Annotated in this window: 23 protein-coding genes, 1 pseudogene and 1 other annotated feature; of the genes and pseudogenes, 21 read left to right on the top strand and 3 right to left on the bottom strand. The window is 57.6% G+C overall.

The window, feature by feature from the left end:
* Positions 1–78 precede the first annotated feature (78 nt).
* From dnaX to IRT44_RS05580, 6 genes and pseudogenes are all read left to right on the top strand, one after another.
* A pseudogene (gene dnaX, locus IRT44_RS05555) lies at positions 79–1,775 on the top strand (DNA polymerase III subunit gamma/tau).
* A 33-nt stretch (positions 1,776–1,808) separates the two neighbouring features.
* The gene (locus IRT44_RS05560) at positions 1,809–2,120 is read left to right on the top strand and encodes a YbaB/EbfC family nucleoid-associated protein (RefSeq protein WP_212132622.1); all 312 of its coding nucleotides are present in this window, start codon (positions 1,809–1,811) and stop codon (positions 2,118–2,120) included.
* 13 nt (positions 2,121–2,133) lie between these two features.
* Positions 2,134–2,730 (top strand): recombination mediator RecR, encoded by a 597-nt coding sequence (recR, locus tag IRT44_RS05565; RefSeq protein WP_171567378.1) that lies wholly within the window; start codon positions 2,134–2,136, stop codon positions 2,728–2,730.
* Between the two features lie 108 nt (positions 2,731–2,838).
* Positions 2,839–3,813 carry a CPBP family intramembrane glutamic endopeptidase gene (locus tag IRT44_RS05570; protein WP_171567377.1) on the top strand — a complete coding sequence of 325 codons (975 nt, stop codon included), beginning with the start codon at positions 2,839–2,841 and terminating at the stop codon, positions 3,811–3,813.
* A 15-nt stretch (positions 3,814–3,828) separates the two neighbouring features.
* Positions 3,829–4,065, top strand: a complete 237-nt coding sequence (locus IRT44_RS05575) for a DUF2508 family protein (protein WP_171567376.1) — start codon at positions 3,829–3,831, stop codon at positions 4,063–4,065.
* Positions 4,066–4,068: 3 nt separating this feature from the next.
* Positions 4,069–4,335 carry a pro-sigmaK processing inhibitor BofA family protein gene (locus tag IRT44_RS05580; protein WP_171567375.1) on the top strand — a complete coding sequence of 89 codons (267 nt, stop codon included), beginning with the start codon at positions 4,069–4,071 and terminating at the stop codon, positions 4,333–4,335.
* Positions 4,336–4,339: 4 nt separating this feature from the next.
* On the opposite strand, the gene IRT44_RS05585 is transcribed toward IRT44_RS05580, so the two are convergent.
* On the bottom strand, positions 4,340–4,858 hold the full coding sequence (locus IRT44_RS05585) for a hypothetical protein (RefSeq protein WP_230077600.1): 519 nt from the start codon (positions 4,856–4,858) through the stop codon (positions 4,340–4,342).
* A 427-nt stretch (positions 4,859–5,285) separates the two neighbouring features.
* Here IRT44_RS05585 and IRT44_RS05590 point away from each other — a divergent pair, with 427 nt between their 5' ends.
* The 12 genes from IRT44_RS05590 to rsmI all read left to right on the top strand — a co-directional run bounded on the left by IRT44_RS05590 (position 5,286) and on the right by rsmI (position 14,014).
* On the top strand, positions 5,286–6,296 hold the full coding sequence (locus IRT44_RS05590) for a Rossmann-fold NAD(P)-binding domain-containing protein (RefSeq protein WP_230077601.1): 1,011 nt from the start codon (positions 5,286–5,288) through the stop codon (positions 6,294–6,296).
* 48 nt (positions 6,297–6,344) lie between these two features.
* Positions 6,345–6,521 (top strand): sigma factor G inhibitor Gin, encoded by a 177-nt coding sequence (locus IRT44_RS05595; protein WP_171567371.1) that lies wholly within the window; start codon positions 6,345–6,347, stop codon positions 6,519–6,521.
* 105 nt (positions 6,522–6,626) lie between these two features.
* Positions 6,627–8,114, top strand: coding sequence for an aminotransferase class I/II-fold pyridoxal phosphate-dependent enzyme (locus IRT44_RS05600; protein ID WP_230077602.1), 1,488 nt, complete (start codon positions 6,627–6,629; stop codon positions 8,112–8,114).
* Positions 8,115–8,121: 7 nt separating this feature from the next.
* Positions 8,122–8,763 (top strand): dTMP kinase, encoded by a 642-nt coding sequence (tmk, locus tag IRT44_RS05605; protein ID WP_171567369.1) that lies wholly within the window; start codon positions 8,122–8,124, stop codon positions 8,761–8,763.
* A 140-nt stretch (positions 8,764–8,903) separates the two neighbouring features.
* The gene (locus tag IRT44_RS05610) at positions 8,904–9,233 is read left to right on the top strand and encodes a cyclic-di-AMP receptor (protein ID WP_029098050.1); all 330 of its coding nucleotides are present in this window, start codon (positions 8,904–8,906) and stop codon (positions 9,231–9,233) included.
* 90 nt (positions 9,234–9,323) lie between these two features.
* Positions 9,324–9,770, top strand: a complete 447-nt coding sequence (locus IRT44_RS05615) for a YaaR family protein (RefSeq protein WP_171567368.1) — start codon at positions 9,324–9,326, stop codon at positions 9,768–9,770.
* 10 nt (positions 9,771–9,780) lie between these two features.
* Complete coding sequence (holB, locus tag IRT44_RS05620; RefSeq protein ID WP_171567367.1) at positions 9,781–10,761, top strand: DNA polymerase III subunit delta'; 981 nt, start codon at positions 9,781–9,783, stop codon at positions 10,759–10,761.
* Positions 10,762–10,764: 3 nt separating this feature from the next.
* Complete coding sequence (locus tag IRT44_RS05625; RefSeq protein ID WP_171567366.1) at positions 10,765–11,580, top strand: PSP1 domain-containing protein; 816 nt, start codon at positions 10,765–10,767, stop codon at positions 11,578–11,580.
* Between the two features lie 49 nt (positions 11,581–11,629).
* The gene (yabA, locus tag IRT44_RS05630; RefSeq protein WP_171567365.1) at positions 11,630–11,995 is read left to right on the top strand and encodes a DNA replication initiation control protein YabA; all 366 of its coding nucleotides are present in this window, start codon (positions 11,630–11,632) and stop codon (positions 11,993–11,995) included.
* 114 nt (positions 11,996–12,109) lie between these two features.
* Complete coding sequence (locus IRT44_RS05635) at positions 12,110–12,877, top strand: tRNA1(Val) (adenine(37)-N6)-methyltransferase (RefSeq protein WP_029098045.1); 768 nt, start codon at positions 12,110–12,112, stop codon at positions 12,875–12,877.
* Positions 12,828–13,133, top strand: a complete 306-nt coding sequence (locus tag IRT44_RS05640; RefSeq protein WP_171567364.1) for a GIY-YIG nuclease family protein — start codon at positions 12,828–12,830, stop codon at positions 13,131–13,133. The genes IRT44_RS05635 and IRT44_RS05640 overlap by 50 nt, the downstream gene beginning before the upstream one ends.
* A complete protein-coding gene (gene rsmI, locus IRT44_RS05645; protein WP_212132619.1) occupies positions 13,130–14,014 on the top strand; it encodes a 16S rRNA (cytidine(1402)-2'-O)-methyltransferase in 885 nt (294 codons plus the stop codon). The genes IRT44_RS05640 and rsmI overlap by 4 nt, the downstream gene beginning before the upstream one ends.
* Positions 14,015–14,486: 472 nt before the next feature.
* Here rsmI and IRT44_RS05650 read toward each other — a convergent pair whose 3' ends face one another.
* A complete protein-coding gene (locus IRT44_RS05650) occupies positions 14,487–14,738 on the bottom strand; it encodes an AbrB/MazE/SpoVT family DNA-binding domain-containing protein (protein ID WP_029098042.1) in 252 nt (83 codons plus the stop codon).
* 446 nt (positions 14,739–15,184) lie between these two features.
* Positions 15,185–15,438 (top strand) — a binding site (T-box leader).
* 44 nt (positions 15,439–15,482) lie between these two features.
* On the opposite strand from IRT44_RS05650, the gene metG reads away from it, so the two are divergent.
* Positions 15,483–17,513, top strand: coding sequence for a methionine--tRNA ligase (gene metG / locus IRT44_RS05655; protein WP_212132618.1), 2,031 nt, complete (start codon positions 15,483–15,485; stop codon positions 17,511–17,513).
* Positions 17,514–17,533: 20 nt separating this feature from the next.
* A complete protein-coding gene (locus IRT44_RS05660) occupies positions 17,534–18,313 on the top strand; it encodes a TatD family hydrolase (protein WP_171567361.1) in 780 nt (259 codons plus the stop codon).
* Between the two features lie 5 nt (positions 18,314–18,318).
* Here IRT44_RS05660 and IRT44_RS05665 read toward each other — a convergent pair whose 3' ends face one another.
* A complete protein-coding gene (locus IRT44_RS05665) occupies positions 18,319–18,699 on the bottom strand; it encodes a hypothetical protein (RefSeq protein WP_230077603.1) in 381 nt (126 codons plus the stop codon).
* 61 nt (positions 18,700–18,760) lie between these two features.
* Between IRT44_RS05665 and IRT44_RS05670 the strand changes: the two genes are divergently transcribed.
* Positions 18,761–19,846, top strand: coding sequence for a resuscitation-promoting factor (locus IRT44_RS05670; protein ID WP_230077604.1), 1,086 nt, complete (start codon positions 18,761–18,763; stop codon positions 19,844–19,846).
* Positions 19,847–19,912: the final 66 nt, after the last annotated feature.

Raw genomic sequence — 19,912 nt, forward strand, 5'->3', positions numbered from 1 at the left:
TTTGTAAGAGCAAGGGCGGATGGTGTATAATAGTTAGGATTCGGAAGAGGACTGTGCAGATTGGAGTGTCACACCATCATGGCTTATACCGCGCTGTATCGCGTATACCGACCGCAAACCTTTCAAGACGTGGTGGGACAAGAGCATGTGACGACCACTTTGCGCAACGCGTTGCGTGAAGGCAGGTTGTCCCACGCTTATTTGTTCAACGGTCCCCGTGGTACGGGCAAGACAAGTGCAGCCAAAATCATGGCCAAAGCGGTGAACTGCGAACAGCCGCAGGACGGAGAGCCGTGCAACCAGTGCCCCACCTGCCGGGCCATTACCGACGGTTCCGTTACCGACGTGCTGGAGATTGACGCCGCTTCCAACCGCGGTGTCGAGGAAATTCGCGACATCCGCGACAAGGTCAGGTTCGCCCCCAGTGACGTCCGGTACAAGGTGTATATTATCGACGAAGTGCATATGCTGACGACGGAGGCGTTCAACGCGCTGTTGAAGACGCTGGAGGAACCGCCTTCCCACGTCATCTTTATTCTGGCTACCACCGAGCCCCACAAGTTGCCGGCGACGATTATCTCGCGCTGTCAGCGGTTTGATTTTCACCGGATTCCCCTAAAGGAAATGGTGAAGCGGCTCACATACATCTGCGAGGCACAGGGAGTGCGGGTCGAACCGCAGGCCCTCCACCTGGTCGCCAAAATGGCCGAAGGGGGATGCGGGACGCACTCAGCCTGCTGGACCAGGCGATCAGCTACAGCAAAGACGAGGTTCGGGCTGCTGACATCATGCAGATTACCGGCACCGTCTCACAGGGGCACTTTTCCGTTCTGGCCAAATACGTCGCTGAACGTGACGTGTCCCGGGTGATGGAGCATTTTGACCGGGTGATGGTGCAGGGAAAAGATCCCGAACAGTTTTTGCAGGATCTGCTCTACTACTACCGCGACATGTTGCTGTTCAAGACCGCGCCGCAGTTGGAAGAGATCGTCGAGCGGACGATGCTGGACGACCAGTTTGCCCAGGTGGCCGGGATGTACGCCCTGCCCGACGTGTACGCCGCGATCGAAATCTGCAATCAGGCGTTGGCCCAGTTGAAGTGGTCCACGTACGCCCGCGTACTGGTGGAGCTGACGCTGGTCAAACTGTGCCAGCCGGTCAAAGAGGCTGCCGCTGCGCCGGAGGCAGCCGCAGCCGGAGGAGCAGAGCTGGCCGCACTGGCCAACCGGGTCCGCACACTGGAAGAGCGGCTGGCCCAACTGATGCAGGGACAGGCGCACGTGAGCGCCCAGCCGCGAACGGAAGAGCCGCGCAGGGCGGAAACGCGCCGTCCGGCTGCGGCCGCGAGAAGTTCCCGCACGCCGATGAACAAGGTGCGGGAGGTGGCCAAGGCGGTGGACGAAGCGCTGACGCGGCAGGTGCGCGGGCAGTGGAGCCAGATTTTGGCCGATGTCAAAAAAATCAAGATTCAATACCAAGCCTGGTTGGTGAACGGCCAGCCCGCTGCTGCCGGCCGCGACGCTGTCGTCGTCACCTTTACCAGTCCCATTCACTGTGAGAAGACCATGGAGCCGGAATTGAAGGGCGTCGTGGAACGGGTGATGCTGGGTGTTCTGGGGCGGCCGCTGCAGCTGCTCTCCGTGATGGAGGAGGAGTGGCAGAGCGTGAGCCAGCAGGCCGGGCAGGAAGAACAGCCCGCCCAGGAAGAGCAGGACCCGTTTGTCGCCGAGGCGATTCGGCTGGTCGGTGAGGGACTGATTGAAGTGAAAGAATAAGCTGAACCGGCAAAAAAGAAGGAGGACACCCCGATGAAAAACATGCAACAAATGATGCGACAAGTGAAAAAGATGCAGGAAGAAATGCAAAAGACGCAAGAGGCCCTGAAGGAAAAAGTGGTGGAAAGTTCTGCAGGGGGCGGTGCGATTACCGTTAAGGCAAACGGCCACAAGCAGATTGTCGACATCACGATCAAGCCGGAAGTGGTCGACCCGGATGACGTGGAAATGCTGCAGGACCTCGTGCTGACCGCCGTCAACGATGCGTTGCGCCAGGCCGATGAGATGATCGCCAAGGAAATGGGCCGATTCACCGGAGGATTGAACATCCCGGGTCTGTTCTAAGGAGTACGAGCCGATGTTTTATCCCGAACCGGTATCAAAACTGATCGAAGGCTTTATGAAACTGCCGGGCATCGGGCCGAAAACGGCCAGCCGTCTGGCGTTTTACGTGCTCAACATGAAAGAGGACGACGTTTTGGATCTGGCCAAAGCGCTGGTCAACGCCAAACGGCAGCTCCACTACTGCTCCGTCTGCAACAACATCACGGATATCGACCCCTGCCACATCTGCCGGGACAAGCGGCGTGACGCTTCCGTCATCTGCGTCGTGCAGGAGCCCAAGGACGTGGTGGCGATGGAAAAGACGCGGGAGTACGACGGGTACTACCACGTCCTGCACGGAGCGATTTCTCCCATGGACGGCATCGGGCCGGAGGACATCCGCATCCCTGACCTCTTGAAGCGGTTGAGCGACGATCAAGTAAAAGAAGTGATATTGGCGACCAACCCGAACATCGAGGGCGAGGCCACCGCCATGTACATCTCCCGGCTGATCAAGCCGTTCGGCATTCGCGTGACGCGGATTGCGCACGGACTGCCGGTGGGCGGCGATCTGGAGTACGCCGACGAGGTGACGCTGACAAAAGCCCTGGAAGGTCGCCGGGAATTGTAGGACAAGAAAAAGACGGGGACTCCCTGTCTTTTTTGTGTTTGCAGGAGATGGGAGCAGGAGGACTTTTTTGTCCGGACAAGACATAGATTGAAGTAGGAGTGTGAGGAGATGCTGACAGGACCGGGGATGTCGCTGCGGGGCGGGACGGAGAAGCGCAGGTCTGCGCCTTGGGCGATCCCGCTGTTTGTCGGATACTGGATCGTGTTTGCCGCCGAATTGATGATGCTCCGCTTTGATCGCGGACCGGATGGCCGGTGGATCGTGTCGACTGCGGAGGTTCCTGAACTGTGGCTGTCGCTGACGGTGCTGGCTGTGGTGGTCATCAGCTTTGTCGCGGCTATCGGCTTTGCTGTCAACGTCTGGCGGGACAGGCAGCGGACGGCCTGGCTGCTCAATGACGACGCACCGACGTGGTCGGATCTGCTGCATGTCGTCGCCTGGCTGCAGGTGTTTCACGCCTGCACGCTGCTGCTGTACGGCCTGATACTGCCGTACCCTCTGTTTGTCGAGGGCTCGGTCGGCAGCTTTTTTGAGTCGGCGTCGCTTCAACTGTTTATCCTGATCGCGGTGCCGCTTTGGTTTCATGGCCGGATGGACGAGATCGGCGTGTGCCGTCCCCGCCGCATCGGGCGCATGATTGCCGTGCTGGCGGTGATGTTTCTGCTGATCATGTGGGTGCTGGATGCGGTCGTCACCACCCCGCTGGCTGACTGGTTCCACCTGTCGCTGGACTCGGAGCGGGAGCGGCAAATCGAACAGGGAATCATTCAGGCCAAAGACCGCGATATCTGGGCCGTCGCTGCATCCGTGCTGGTCATCGGCATCCTGGTGCCGATTGCCGAGGAACTGCTGTTCCGCGGTGTGTTTCAGACGATTCTGGTTCAGCGTTTGGGAGCGTTTGTCGGCATTGTACTGAGCAGCCTCTGGTTTGCGTTGATGCATGTGGATGTCGCCCTGCTGGCTCCGCTGTTTGTCATCGGCCTGTGTCTGGGCTACCTGCGGCATCGGTTTCAGTCCATCTGGGGGGCTGTCGTGCTGCATGTGATCAACAATCTGACCGGTGTGCTGCACTACTTTCACTGAAGGGGCGTGGGAGAAGTGAGATTGTGGGGAAAACCGCGAGCGGCCGTGCATTGGGGGCCGGAGGCGCTGGATAAAGCTGTCGACCGCGCGCGGTTGGATTGGCAGCACGCCCGTCATCTCATGGATATCAGCGAACCGGACGACGGGCTGGAGGATGCCATTTACTATCTGCAATTGACGGAAAAACGTTACATGTTCCTGCTCGCGCAAGCAAAACGGGAGCGGGAACGTCGGCACGCGCAGGGAGGATGAGTAATGAATACGGGATGGGTCATCGCCTTGATTGTCACAGGTCTGTTGTTGGTGATTGCCGCCAGCAGGTCGGTCATGGGGCCGATCCGCTGGGCGGGGTTTGTCGCCATGCAGTTGGTCATTGGCGCGGTGCTGCTGTTTTTCGCCAATCTGGTCGGAGAACTGGCCGACTTCCACATCCCGATTAATCCGGTAACGGCGTTATTGACCGGGCTGCTGCGGCTGCCGGGTCTGGCCGCGCTGATCATCATCAAGCTGTGGGTGATGTAGGCGGTTAGCCGTCAGTCAGCAAAAAGGCGACACTGCCGCTTTCGTACTTGACCCGGCAGTGCAGAGGCTGGCGCAGTGAAGCGATAAGCGCCAGCAGCCGGGGCAAGCCCAGCACGGCTGTCCCCCAGAGCAGCGCCATTCCGTACGGCAGCGGCACCCAGACGAAGACAGCGGCGGCCAAAAACAGACTGCCGGCGAGGACGGTCGCCTCCGCTCCACGGTATGCCCGGAGCGGAACAGGATGGCGGGAACCGGCACCCCACCAGGGAGAGACGAGCAGGTCCGGCGTGGTATGCGGGTGGTGTGAGCGCAGGCCGGCGTAAAGCCGGAACAGGCAGAGATGACCTGCGGCGATGGCCGGAATTACGGCCAGCGTCACCACCAGGCGATCAGCCGGAATCTTCAGCCAGACAGAGGCGGCGAGCGGAAACAGGCAGATCAGCAGGAGCTGGAACAGCCAGCCCGCCAATCGCCAGCGAAAGCGGCGAAGCAGTTTGTAGCTGTAAATGGTTTGCTCTTTCATCTTGTCTATGACCTCTTGCGATTACATGTGTACAAGCGGGCTAGACCCGATCCGTGTCTGGGGAGAACCTGGCTTTGTCCAATGGACAGGGGCAGGGTTCTCCCTATGTTTTTCCCGCTGAGATGATTATCGCACAATCTACTGGCGCCGGAAAAGCTGTCAACCGGACGCGCGTTTGCCCGTGTGCGGCGATTCGCGACGCTGCCGGTGCGGAGAGCCCGTTACGTCATGGGCCCCTGATTTATGGGCACGATAAAAGGGAGGAACTGGAACCGCCGCCTTGGCAATTACCTGTTTACTGCGCTGCAGATGCTGACGCGCCGGCCGTCTCTCCCCGTCAGACTGACGCGTAATCAAAAGGCATGGCCGGGGCTTACAGGCGCGGTCGAACAGGAGCAGGCGGCGAAAAGAGGAGGCAGTGCATGAGGTGTCCAGCACAGATGTGAAAGTGATCGTACAGGTGTCAGAGGCACCGTTCCCTGACACACTGGCGGGCGAATTGGAGGAAATCGGCATATCCGTCGTGCCGGCCAAAGACCGTAAACAAGCGGACGGGGCGTGCGGTTTTTTGATCGCAAGAGAGTCGGATACAGGACGGCTGTCGACGAGCCTGGCCGAGTGGGACCGTCCCGGACTGTTGCTCGTATACGGCGACCGGGTTGCGGGCACAGCGGCAGAAGCACTGGCTGCCCGGCATCCCGGCTGGGAAGTTGTCCGTCTGTATCGCTTTGCCGGCGGCGAGCGGGCGCTGGTCGGCGGTAATCTCCGCAGCCCCTGGACCCGCATCATCAGCCGCCAACTGGCGAAGCATGACGTGGTCGCGATGGTGTGCGGGATGCGCGAAGCGGAGGAGGTCATCCGCCAGCTGCCGCGGTATCTGGCCTGGAAGGAGCGGTTTTACCTCCGTCTGGGAGAGAGCTGTGACCGGCGCGGCGTCCGTCTGCAAACGGTCGCGCGTGCGTTGGGCATGGACAGCCGCATCGGACAGGGTTGGTTGGACCCGCAGCGAATGGAGCGGGCAGCGCTGCGAAGATGGCTGGTCCGCCAGTGTCGCTTTGTCATGCGAAAGACGAACGTGCGCCGCGTCGCCTTGTGGGGGCCGCCGAGCCTGTGGAAGCAGATGCCGCCAGGCTGGATGGCGGACAAAGAGGTGCGGCTGTACGTTCCTCGGGACGAGCAAATTCCGAACGGTAAAGGTACCCTGGGGGAGCGGTGCACCACCTGGCAAACAGCGCTTGCCGAAGCCGATCTGCTGGTCGTCGCTTCGCCTGACCCCGAACTCATGGAACTCCCCCTGTCCGAGTTGATCAGGCACATGCGCCAACCCATTGTCGTCGATGCCTGCGGCTGCTTTCCGCTGCCGGAAGCGGAGGCGCTGCAAATGATCTACCGAACCATCGGGGAAAAGACGAACGTTTGGGAATGGAGTGGATTATAATGGGGTATAATGGTTGGTAGATTGAGGAAAAGGGTAGGCGTTTGTACAATGGAAAGAGTTGCTCAGCGATGTATCGTCTGTGAAGAAGAACGGACGGACGGAATCGCCATCTGTGAGCAGTTTATCTGCCAGCAATGCGAACAGGAAATGGTCAACACGGATGTACAGGATAAAAAATACACGTTCTTTATTCATCAGATGCGGCGCATCTGGCTCACGGATTAGACACGTTCGGCCAAAAGGCATCGACACCCCCGATGCCTTTTTCCGTTTTGCGGGTGCAAATCGTGTTACAATAAGAGGTACTCTGAAAAAAGGACGTGAATGACCGTGCGGGAAAGAAGCGCCGACTTCTGGGAGAGGCAGCGGCAGGCACCCTTATACGAACAGTTGGTACGGCACGCCATGCGCCGTCCCCACCCGTTTCACGTGCCCGGTCACAAGATGGGTCGAAGTTTTGACCATCACGGCAGGGAGCGGTTCGGGCCTGTGCTCGAACTGGACATGACGGAGATTACCGGCATGGACGACCTGCATCAGCCGGATGGTGTGATTGCCGAGGCGCAGGCGTTGGCAGCGGAAGCGTTTGGCGCGGAGGAGACGCGTTTTCTCGTCGGCGGAAGCACGGCGGGCAACATCGCGCTGATCATGACCGTCTGCCGTCCGGGAGACAAGATTCTCGTCCAGCGCAACTGCCACAAATCCGTATTTCACGGCATCATCCTGGCCCGGGCAACGCCGGTGTACATCGTGCCGGCGGTGGACCCGGCGACCGGCACTGCCGTCGGACTGCGGCGGGAGGACGTGGAACGCGCCCTGCAGGCCCATCCCGATGCCAAAGCGGTTTTTTTGACCAACCCCACCTACTACGGCATGGGGATTGATCTGGCCAAGATGGCGGCGACCGTCCACCGGTTTGGTGTGCCGCTTCTCGTCGATGAAGCACACGGGGCCCACTTCGGCTTTCATCCTGCGTTTCCCTGTTCGGCCATGCAGAGCGGAGCAGATGCCGCCGTGCAATCCACCCACAAAATGACCGGAGCGCTCACCATGTCGTCCATGCTGCATATCCAGGGCGAGCGGATCGACCGGGAACGTCTGGCGCGCAATCTGGCGATGATCCAGTCGTCCAGCCCGTCCTATCTGCTGATGGCTTCGCTCGACCTGGCGCGCCGTCACCTGGTGATGGAAGCATCCCGGGAGTGGGAACGGCTGCTGCTGCAGTTGGACAAGCTTCGCGAACGGCTGGATCGCGTCTCGTGGGTGGAGCTGGCGGGACCAGTGCCAAACAGCGTCTGTGCGACATGGGACCCGCTCAAACTGCTGCTGGTGCTGCGCACCGCCGACGCGGACGGCTTTGAACTGATGCGGCTGATGGAAGAACAAGGCATCTATCCCGAACTGGCCGAGAACGGACTCGTGCTGTTGGCGGCTTCTGCCGGGACCTCAGCGGACGATCTCGACGCACTGGCCAGGCTGCTGGAATCCGTCTCCCCCGAGAGACGATCGGGAAAAGTGCGTATGGTGGAGCCGGGTGTGGTGGCTTCCAGCTTTTTGCGCGAACAGGCGATGCCGATGCACGCAGCGATAGACGCTCCCTGCGAGACGGTGGCACTGGAACAGGCGCTTGGCCGGATTGCCGCAGAAATGGTGATCCCCTATCCGCCGGGAATCCCGCTGCTGGTGCCAGGTGAGCGCATTGATGCCGATTTGCTGGAGCTTTTGCTGGAGCTTCGCAAGGGACAGACCCGCTTCCACGGGGTGCAGGATGCCCGGCTGCAAACGATACGGGTAATTGATGAAAGACAACAAGAGTGAAAGGAGCATGTGTGTGGCTACGAAGGGAACAGGCCGGTTTATTACCGTCGAGGGAGGCGACGGAGCGGGCAAGTCTACCGTCATCGCCCGCCTCTGCGACGAACTGCGGGCACGGGGACGGGACGTGATCCTTACCCGCGAACCGGGCGGCATCGAGATCGCGGAGAAAATCCGGTCGATCATCCTCGATCCGGAGCACGTCACCATGGACAAGCGGACGGAGGCACTGCTGTACGCGGCGGCACGGCGGCAGCATTTGGTGGAAAAGGTGCTGCCGGCACTGGCAGCGGGGAAGCTCGTCTTGTGCGACCGCTTCATCGACAGCAGCCTGGCGTACCAGGGGTATGCACGCGGCCTGGGAATCGACGAAGTGTTTGCCATCAACCGCTTTGCCGTGGAGGACTGCATGCCGGACCTGACGCTGTTTTTCGACGTGCGGCCAGAAGTAGGCCTGGCCCGCATTAACGCGACCAAGGGGCGGGAGGTAAACCGGCTCGACATGGAAGACCTGCGGTTCCACGAAAAAGTGCGGGAAGGCTACCGGCTGGTGATGGAACGTTTTCCCGAGCGGTTTGTCGTCATTGACGCGGAACAGCCGATGGAGCGCGTCTTTGAAGAGGCGCTGGCTGCGCTGGAGGCGCGTCTGTAAGGTTTAGGTACCGTCCGGGTACGTACATGCTGTATACTATGATTAAGAAGAATATCGTTACACCGTCCAGCCTTCCTTCATACAATGAAGAAAGACAGGTACCCCCAGATACCATATGCGTGCGGAAAGGGTGAGAGCCGATGAAGATGGTGGTTGCTGTTGTTCAGGACAAAGACAGTGGTCGTCTGTCGCAGCAGTTGGTGAAAAAAGGATTTCGCGCTACAAAGCTGGCCAGTACGGGAAGCTTTCTACGTGCCGGCAACACGACGTTTTTGATCGGAACGAGCGACGAAAACGTGCCGGAAGTGATCGAGATCATTCAGCAGCACTGCAAGTCCCGCAAACAGATGGTCACACCTGTCTCGCCGTTGAGCAATGCCGTCGATTCGTTTATGCCGTATCCGCTCGAGGTGCAGGTGGGCGGTGCCGCCGTGTTTGTGCTGGACGTCGAGCAATTCCATTCGTTCTAGGCGTCAGATGGAGAGCCCCCTCCTTTTTCAGCCTGCTTTCGTTTATACTGTAAGGAAGAAACACGATCGGACAGGGACGGAGGGAGCGGCATGAAAATCGGAGAAGGGCTTAGGCCAAAGGTAGATCTGCTCAAAGCGGCCGACATGCGCAAAGGGCCGCAGGTGGAAAAGGCGAATTTCGGGGAATTGATCAAAGGCGAAGACCAACGCATGTCGCAGGAGCGGCTGACCCGGCTTTTGCAGGACATAGACAAACAGGGACAGATTCTGGCCCGTTCCCGCTCCATCCGCGACTTTTACCATTATAAAAATCTGGTCAAGCAGTTTATGGAAGAGGCCGTCAAGCACGGCATCGCGCTGGACGACAGACGGGGTGTAAACCGCCGGGGTCGCAGCCGGCTGTACAAGATTGTCAAGGAAGTGGACGCGGAACTGCTCAAGCTTGCCGACGAACTGTTGAGCGATCAGGCGCCAATGATCGACCTGTTGGCCCGCATCGGCGAAATTCGCGGCATGCTGATCAACTTGTACTTTTAGGTGGAACAAGATGACATGGGAGATGTTTGCGCAGCAGCCGCGTGCAGCGGAACTGCTGCATCATAGTCTGCAAAACGGGCGGCTGGCGCACGCCTACCTGTTCGCCGGCCCCAAAGGTGCAGGAAAAAAACGGATGGCCCTGCATGTGGCGAAGTCTCTTTTTTGTCCAGAAAGGGAGGCGGACGCCTGCGGGGCCTGTCTCACATGCAGGCGCATCGAGGCAGGCAACCATCCCGACGTGCTGTTGATCGAGCCGGACGGGGCCTCGATCAAGATCGACCAGATCCGTGCCTTGCAAAAGGAAATGGCGATGCGGGCGGTGGAATCGACCCACAAAGTGTACATCGTCGAGCACGTGGACAGGATGACCGTCCAGGCTGCCAACAGTCTGCTCAAGTTTTTGGAAGAACCGCCGGCTGGAGTGGTCGCGCTGCTTTTGACGGAACACAGTCACGCCATGCTGCCGACCATTCTGTCGCGCTGCCAGATTGTCTCGTTTACGCCGCTGTCCGCAGACGTCATCGCCGAGCAGCTGCAAACAGAAGGCGTGCCGGCCGGGATCGCTCGGGCAGCTTCCTATATCACGACAAATCTGGAAGAAGCTCGTGCGCTCAGCCAGGCAGATTGGTTTGCACAGCTGAGAAATGTAGTGATACAATTGGTGCAGGAGTGCAAACAGCGCAATGCTGCTGCACTCTATACCATTCATGATTTGTTGCAAAAAAGCGACAAAATAAAGGAGGAACTGCCCCTCTTTTTGGATTTGCTCATCCTTTGGCTGCGCGATATCCTGTACGTGCAAGTAGACAGGCATGCCCATCTCATCAACAGCGACCAACAGGATGTGCTGCAAGGACAAGCCCTGGTCTGGACGAAATCCGAGCTCTTGCATGGGATCGATCTGGTCATGGAAACGAAAAATCGGATAGAGCGAAACGCCAACGCACAGTTGGCCCTTGAGCGGTTGGTTCTTCAAATCCAGGAGGGATAACCTTTGTACGAGGTTGTGGGCGTCCGCTTTAAAAAAGCGGGCAAAATATATTACTTCGACCCCGACCGACTGCCGATCGAAAAGGATTCGCATGTCATCGTGGAAACCGCGAGAGGGGTCGAATACGGCAAAGTGGTGATCGGCCGCAAGCAAGTGGCCGATAAGGATGTCGTACTGCCGCTGAAGAAGGTAATCCGGATGGCGAACGAGCGGGATGCCAAGCAGGTGGAGGAGAACAAACAGGCTGCCAAGAACGCGTTTTCCATCTGTCAGACCAAAATCAAGGAACACAATCTGGAGATGAAGCTGGTCGACGTGGAATACACGTTTGACCGCAACAAAATCATCTTTTATTTTACTGCGGATGGGCGGGTGGATTTCCGCGAACTGGTCAAGGACCTGGCCTCTGTCTTCCGCACTCGTATCGAACTGCGCCAGATCGGCGTGCGCGACGAAGCGAAAATGCTGGGCGGCATCGGCCCGTGCGGACGGCTGCTCTGCTGCTCTACGTTTTTGGGCGACTTCGAGCCGGTGTCGATCAAGATGGCAAAAGACCAAAACCTTTCGCTGAATCCGGCCAAAATCTCCGGTCTCTGCGGCCGGTTGATGTGCTGCTTGAAATACGAAAACGACAACTACGAAAGCACCCGGGATGAAATGCCGGACATTGGCGCGATGGTAACCACGCCGATGGGCGAGGGGCGTGTCGTTTCCGTCAACGTGCTCGACCAGTCCGTTCAGGTAGAGCTTTTGGAAAACAAGCACACCATCGAATTTGCGCTCGATGAGATTGTCGTAGGTCATCCGACGTTTGACTGACGAGAGGACAGAGCAGGTTAGATTTGGGTAGCGGGGATGAGGTGAGCAAGTGGACAAACGGGAAATCTTCGTCAAGATGGCCAGCATCGAGGAACGAATTGGCGATCTGTATCGGGAAATTGGCGAACTGAAAGACGTCATTGTTGTCTTGATGGAGGAAAACGCCCAATTACTCGTGGAGAACCAACACCTTCGCAATCGGCTGGACAAGAAGCCAGCCAGTCCGCCGCCGAAACAAAAAGAAACACACAAGCAGGAAACCGCCAAAAAGAAAGTGGTCGGAGAAGGCTATGACAATCTGGCGCGGCTGTATGCGGAAGGTTTTCACATTTGCAACGTTCATTTCGGCAGCTTGCGCAAAGAAGGAGATTGCTTGTTCTGCCTCTCCTTCCTCAGCGGTGGTGTTCACAAATAACAGGATACACGGCCTGTACCGAAGCGACCTGAGCATTGCGGCAGGTCGCTTTTTGCAGACAACGGGCAGAGGCCGTTTGAGACTGATAGTGAAAAAAGGAGTTTGGAACAACGGATGCAACCGGAAATCAACGTGCCGCTCTACGAGACGGAGCGCATTGACGACCTGCTCACCCATGAGATGAAAATCATCCAAAGCCGTGAAGTGTTTTGCTTTTCCATGGATGCGGTGCTGCTGGCCCGCTTTGCATCGGTGCCCAAACGGGGACGGGTGCTCGACATGTGCACGGGCAACGGCGCCATCCCGCTGATCATGACGACGCGGTCGCCGGAAGCCGTATTTGAAGGCATCGAAATCCAGGAGCGGCTGTATGACATGGCCAGTCGAAACGTCAAGCTGAACAGGCTGGAATCGCGCATTACGATGCACCACGGCGATGTGAAGGACGCCGTGCAGTTGTTCGGGCACGGCAAGTTTGACCTGATTACCTGCAATCCGCCGTACATGCCGGCCACCAGCGGCGAGAAAAACGTCAGCGAACATTTTGCCATCGCTCGCCACGAAATCTTGCTGTCGCTGGAAGACGTCATTCGGGTGGGCAGCCAATTGCTGAAAAACGGCGGGAAAATCGCCCTGGTGCACCGCTCGACGCGACTGGTGGACATTATCACACTGATGCGCCAGTACGGTATCGAGCCCAAACGGATGCGGCTGGTCTACCCGCGCCGCGACGCTGAGCCCAACATGCTGCTGATCGAGGGAATGCGCAACGGCAGACCGGAACTACGCATTCAGCCGCCGTTGATTGTCTACGAAAACGGAGAGGAATACTGTGAAGAACTGCAGGAAATCTATTTCGGAAAGCGAGATTCCCTCGCATAAAAGCCACTTTGTCTACATCCTGCGCTGCGTGGACGGGACCTATTACACCGGGTATGCCACGGAATTGGCCCGCCGCATCCGGGAGCACAATGAGGGCAGAGGGGCCAAGTACACGCGGGGCCGAGGGCCGGTGGAGCTGATGTATTGGGAAGAAGGAACGGACCGCTCGTGGGGAATCAGGCGGGAGGAAGCGATCAAACGCCTGACCCGCTCGCAAAAGGAAGAACTGATCGAGGAAGGTGGTCGTACGTCATGAACGTCCAGCGCAGTTTCACCGACGAACATACAGGGGTCCTCTACCTGGTGGCCACGCCCATCGGCAACCTGGACGACATCACGGTTCGCTGTCTGGAAACGCTGCGGACTGTCGATGTGATCGCCTGCGAAGACACCCGGCAAACCCGCAAGCTGCTGAACCATTTTCAGATTGAGAAGCGGACGGTCAGCTACCACGAGCACAACAAGGAGGCCAGCGGCAGCGGTCTCTTGCAATGGCTGGCGGAAGGAAAGCGGATTGCTCTGGTGAGTGACGCCGGACTGCCCGCCATCTCCGACCCGGGGGCCGATCTGGTGCGGGATGCTGTGGCGGCCGGCTTTCCCGTAATTCCTGTCCCCGGCGCAAACGCCGCGCTGACCGCGCTGATTGCTTCCGGCCTGCCGACAGACCGCTTCGTGTTTTGCGGTTTTTTGCCGCGCGAGAACAAAGCGCGCCGGGAAGAACTGCAGCGGTTGGAGCGCTATCCGGAGACGCTGCTGTTTTACGAAGCGCCCCATCGTATCGTGAAAACGCTCCAGGCCATCCGGGAAGCCTGGGGCGATCGCCGTGCCGTGCTGGCGCGGGAATTGACCAAGCGCTACGAAGAGTTTGCCCGCGGCACGCTGGGCGATCTGATTGACTTGCTGGCGGCGGGGGAGGCGCGAGGCGAGTACTGCTTGATCGTGGAAGGATACCGCGGCGAGCCGGTCGTTCCGGAAGAAGAAGCGGCCTGGTGGCAGCCGCTTGACATCCGGGAGCATGTCGACCGCTACTGCGAGCAAGGCATGAGCAAAAAGGAAGCGATCAAACAGGCAGCAGAGGATCGCGGCCTGTCAAAGCGGGACGTCTACAATGAATACCACCGCGATCCGCAAGCGTGATCGCACGCATGAAAAAAGGCCGGGGGGTCATCCCCGACCTTTCAGCGTGTAGACAAAGTCCGTGGCGCATGGGTGATCGGGCCCGCTCGCTCTCTTGACGACCAGCAAAGAAGTGGAAGATGTCCGCTCAAAAACGCGACGCGGGCAGGGGGCAAACATCTGGGTATTTCAATGAAGTGAGACTTGTGCCCCCTGTTTTTTCCCGCGTCTTTCGTTTTTCCGCTGAGCAGGTCGTCAAAGGAGCTCGCTTGGCCCATCACTCCATGCCTGTACTTTATCTCCACCTTCGGTTGATCAATATGCAGGCCTTTCGGCCTGACAATGATGGAATGGTTTCCTTGCGGAATCTCATTAATAACGAAGTACATTTTGTCTTCAGTCTAAAAAGGCCGGGGAGTCATCCCCGGCCTTTTTCGTTTTTATGGCAGCAATCTGCTCAACGAAAAGCGGCGCTATATGGTTGAGCGGACGATTAGCGCTTGACCGCAGGCAGTTCGTTCAGGCAGTCCTGGCAAATGATTTTGCCTTTGAAATAGGAAACACGGTCAGCGTTACCGCAGAAAATACAAGCAGGCTCGTACTTTTTCAGGATGATGCGCTCTCCGTCCACGTAAATTTCCAACGCGTCTTTTTCGGCGATGCCCAGGGTGCGGCGCAGTTCGATCGGAATCACCACGCGGCCCAGCTCGTCCACCTTACGTACAATCCCCGTCGATTTCATCATAAATCGTCTCTCCTCTCACAATGTTGCCCAGTGTCGTTTATTGTGCAAATCGGATCATAAATCGTCAATATTCGACAATTTCCGTTGTTCCCATCATACCAGCGATTCCCAAAGGTGTCAATATGAATTTTACAATTCTTTGAATTTGCATCTGGTGCGAATTTAGTAGATATGACAGGACCATTGTTTGGGTGCGCTTTATCTTAATGTGCATCGAATTATTGGAAAAAAGTAACTGGAAGCATGGAAGGTCGAATTCGACACCTTATGTCGAATGATAGAGAGGTGATTCGACAAATGTGGCTTTTTTTTCTACCGATTCCTTTTTCCCCCTCAACCTGGTCCCGTCTATTCAAGCTCCGTCTGTCCTTCCGCAAAGTTGCAGGCGGGTGGTTTACAAAACGAGGCGGTTGTGTACAATAGAGGATGAATCAGGTATTTCATAGCGAACGACCATGACGGGAAGAGTAGGCTTGCCATCCTTATGACAGAGAGCCGGGGTAGCTGCGATCCGGTATAAGCGATCAAGCCGAACATGGCCCCTGAGTTTCGCGGATGAACCGCCTTTTCCGGCGCCAAGTAGTTCGCGACGCAAACCTGCGTTACGGGTGAGTCAGCAGCAGTCTGACTCGACAAGTCCGCTGTTCGTGAGAAGGCGGAGCATTTGGGTGGTACCACGAGAAGTATGCTCGTCCCAATCTGGGGCGGGCTTTTATTTTTTGTATGTCAGGAGGGTTTTGCTGCATGAAACCGACGTACTACATTACCACGCCGATTTACTATCCGAGCAACAAACTGCATATTGGCAACGCCTACACCACTATTGCAGCCGATGCCATGGCCCGCTACAAACGGCTGCGCGGCTACGATGTCTACTACCTGACCGGTACGGACGAGCACGGGCAAAAGCTGCAGGAGCGTGCGGCCGAAGACGGCAAGCAGCCGCTTGAATTTATCGACCCGATTGTCGACTGGATCAAGGATTTGTGGGCAAAGCTGGACATCTCCTACGACGATTTTATCCGGACGACTCAGCCGCGCCACAAGGAAGTCGTGCAAAAAGTATTCAAACGGCTGTTGGACCAGGGAGACATCTACCTGGGTGAGTACGAGGGCTACTACTGCGTGCCGGACGAAGCGTTCTGGACCGAGACGCAGTGCAAGACGGACAAAGGCTACTTCTGTCCGGACTGCGGCCGCGAAGTGAAAAAGGTGAAGGAGAAAAACTACTTCTTCCGCCTGTCCAAGTATCAGGACAAGCTGCTGAAGTTCCTGGAGGAAAATCCGGACTTCATCCAGCCGGAGTCCCGCCGCAATGAAATGATCAACAACTTCCTCAAGCCGGGACTGCAGGACCTCTCCGTCTCTCGCAGCAGCTTCGACTGGGGCATCAAGGTGCCGAACGATCCCGAGCACGTCGTCTACGTCTGGATTGACGCGCTCACCAACTACATCTCCGCGTTGGGCTACCTGTCTGACGACGACAGCAAGTTTCGCAAATACTGGCCGGCAGACGTCCATCTGGTGGGCAAGGATATCCTCCGTTTTCACACCATCTACTGGCCGATTCTGCTGATGGCGCTGGACGTGCCTCTGCCCAAAAAAGTGTTTGGCCACGGCTGGCTGCTGATGCCGGACGGAAAGATGTCCAAATCTAAAGGCAACGTGATCGATCCGAAGCTCCTGATCGACCGCTACGGCTCCGACGGCGTGCGCTATTTCCTGCTGCGGGAAATCAACTTTGGTCAGGACGGGGTCTTTACGCCGGAGGCTTTCATCCAACGGCTCAACTATGACCTGGCCAATGACATCGGCAACCTGCTGAGCCGCACCACGACGATGATTGAAAAATACTTTGACGGCATCGTGCCTGCTCCGCAGGAGGCGGGCGAACCGGACGACAGCCTCATCCAACTGGCCACCAGGACGAAAGCACTGGTGGAGGAGCACATGGACGAAATGCGCTTCAGCAATGCACTGGCCCACATCTGGGAGCTGATCGGCCGGACCAACAAGTACATCGACGAGACCATGCCGTGGAACCTGGCCAAATCGGAAGAGACCCGGGGCCGCCTGGCTACGGTCATGTACAATTTGGCGGAAAGCATCCGCATTGCCTCCATCCTGATTCAGCCGTTCATGACAAAAGCCCCGGCGAAAATCTGGGACCAATTGGGCATCCTCGACAAGCCGGAAGCGCTGACCTGGGAGTCGGCTGGCGTCTGGGGAGGTCTGCCGGTCGGCAGCACGGTCAGCCGCAAGGAGCTGCTCTTCCCGCGTCTGGACGTGCAGGCGGAGCTGGCGTTCATCGACGAATCCACGGCGGAAGCGCGCCGTCAGGCAGAAGAGAACAAGCGAAAACAGGAAGCATTGAAAGGAGAAGTGTCTGTGAACGAGACAACCGCGAACCAAACCGAAACACAGGCAGCCGAAAAACCGGCGGACGTAAAAGAGGAAATCAAGATCGACGATTTTGCCAAAGTGGAACTGCGCGTGGCGCAAGTCGTCGAATGCGTGAAACACCCCAACGCCGACAAACTGCTGGTACTCCAGCTGGACCTTGGCTATGAGAAGCGCCAGGTGGTTTCCGGCATCGCCAAGTACTACACGCCGGAAGAAATGATCGGCAAAAAGGTGATCCTGGTGGCCAACCTGAAACCGGTGAAACTGCGCGGCGAACTGTCGCAGGGCATGATCCTGGCCGCGTCCGCAGGCGATCAACTGACGCTGGCGACCGTTGACCCGAGCATGCCGAACGGAGCGGTCGTAAAGTAGGGGAAAGGAAGGTAGATCCCGTGTTATTCGATACGCACGCACACCTCAATGCCCGGGAGTTTGACGAGGATCGAGAAGAGGTGATTGCCCGCGCGCGGGAAAACGGCGTGAGCACCATCGTCAACATCGGCTTCAACGCCGAGACGATCCCCACCTGCCTGGAGCTGGCAGAGCGCTACGACTTCATCTATGCCGCGGTCGGCTGGCACCCGCAGGACGCCAAGGACATGAAAGACGAGCATCTGGAGTGGCTGGAGGAGCTGAGCCGCCACCCGAAAGTGGTCGGACTGGGAGAAATGGGTCTGGATTACTACTGGGACACCTCGCCGCGGGATGTGCAGGCGGAGGTGTTCCGCAAGCAGATTCGCCTGGCCAAAAAGCTGGGCCTGCCGATCATCATTCACAACCGGGACGCTCATCAGGACGTCATCACGATTCTGAGGGAGGAGAAGGCGGCTGAAGTGGGCGGCATCATGCACTGCTTTTCCGGGAGCTGGGAGACGGCCAAAATGGCGCTCGACATGAACTTCTACATCTCGTTCGGCGGTCCGCTCACATTCAAGAACGCAAAGCAGCCGAAAGAGGTGGCGGCCAAGGTGCCGCTCGATCGGCTGTTGATCGAGACCGACTGCCCGTACCTGACCCCGCATCCGTATCGCGGCAAGCGAAACGAGAGCGGATACGTCCGCTACGTCTGCGAGGCGATGGCCGACATCCACGGTCTGTCCTGCGAGGAAATGGCCCGGATCACGGCCGAGAACGCCCGCCGGCTGTTCCGGCTGGAAGCCCGTACCGAATAGCGCCTTCAAAGCTCATTATTATGACAAAAGCCCTTCTGTGAACGCGCATCAGCGCATCGCAAAAGGGCTTTTTTGCCAATTCCGGCTTGTTGATTGCGCACATCCGGCGGCGTTTTTCCGGCAGGTGGCCGAGTATTTTCTGCCAAGCCAGGTTCTCCCGCAGTTTTCTCCTGCATACCATAGTCCATGTGTCGAACGATTCCATTTCTCTCGACAGAACTGCTCGACACAAACGTGCTTCCATTCGCCATGAGCTTTTTGCTAGGCTGGTAGCGATTATTTGGTTCTAGGAAGGGGGTAATTTGACAAACCGGAGAAAGTAGCATACAATCAAGACCGACCTTGTTCAGAACTGGCCAATTTCCAAAATATTGGTGCGATTTCATCACCCTTGCCTGACCAGACGGGAAAAGCCTCGTGCTTTTCCAGGAAAAAGGAGTGTGGGAAATGGAGTTACGCACGATATGGGAACGGCAAAAGAAGCGAGCAATTGCCATACTGGGCTGTCTCGCTCTGGTGCTGGTGCCCATGATTGGCTATTTATCTGCCCAAGCAAAGCAACCGAAGCAGGTCACGTTTACCTTGGACGGTGTCACCAAAAAGGTGGCGACCAAGGCGAAAACCGTTAAAGAGTTCTTGGAAGAACGACAGATTGCGGTGACAGATAACGATAACTTGCAGCCAGAAGCAGACACCAAAATTTCCGACGGAATAAACATCACCTTACATACACGCTGGGCAATCCCTGTCCACGTGGACGGGCAGACAAAACTCGTGCAAACGCTCAGCCGTGATGTGGCCGGTGTCTTGAAGGACGCAGGCATTACACTGGGCAAACAGGACCGGGTGGAACCGGCACTGACAGCGTCTCTCTCCAAAGACTCGACGATCTTTGTCACGCGGGTCAGCGAACAGATCGTCAAGGTTAAGGAGCGCGTACCATATCAGGAAATTCGCAAAGGCGATGCTTCTCTGACAAAGGGACAGACCCGCGTACTGCAAAGCGGGCAGGAAGGGAAAGTCATCGCGCACTACAGACTGGTTACGGAAAACGGAAAACAAGTATCCCGTGAACTGGTAAAACGAGATGTCATCACACCGAAAAAAGACCGTATTGTCGCGGTAGGAACGGCCGCATCCGTTCAAGCCGACACGTCAAAACGGGTCGTTGCCGCAGCGGGGTTGGTCTCCCGCGGTGGCAAAGTGTTCCGGCCGAAAAAGGTACTGAACGGGGTTACCTTGACCGCCTACTCTCCGGCAGGGGGAGGCAAGCCTGTCGGATCGCCGGGTTATGGCCGCACGGCTACCGGTGTCAAGGCAGAAGCCGGGCATACCATAGCCGTCGATCCCAAAGTCATTCCGCTGGGATGGTGGGTGTATATCGACGGAATCGGGTATCGTCGCGCAGAGGACACAGGCGGTGCGATAAAAGGTCACAAGATTGACGTGTTTGTCAGCACAGAAGCGGAAGCGATCCGATTCGGCCGCAAGCGAAATCGCACGGTTTACATTATCGGACCACACAAGCCTTAATGGACAGGAGCCTGCGCTCCTGTCTTCTGTTTGCCGTCTTACCATTATGACGGGCGGGGAACGGAA

Origin of the sequence: Brevibacillus sedimenti (assembly GCF_020923495.1) — a bacterium.
Lineage (GTDB): Bacteria > Bacillota > Bacilli > Brevibacillales > Brevibacillaceae > Brevibacillus > Brevibacillus aydinogluensis.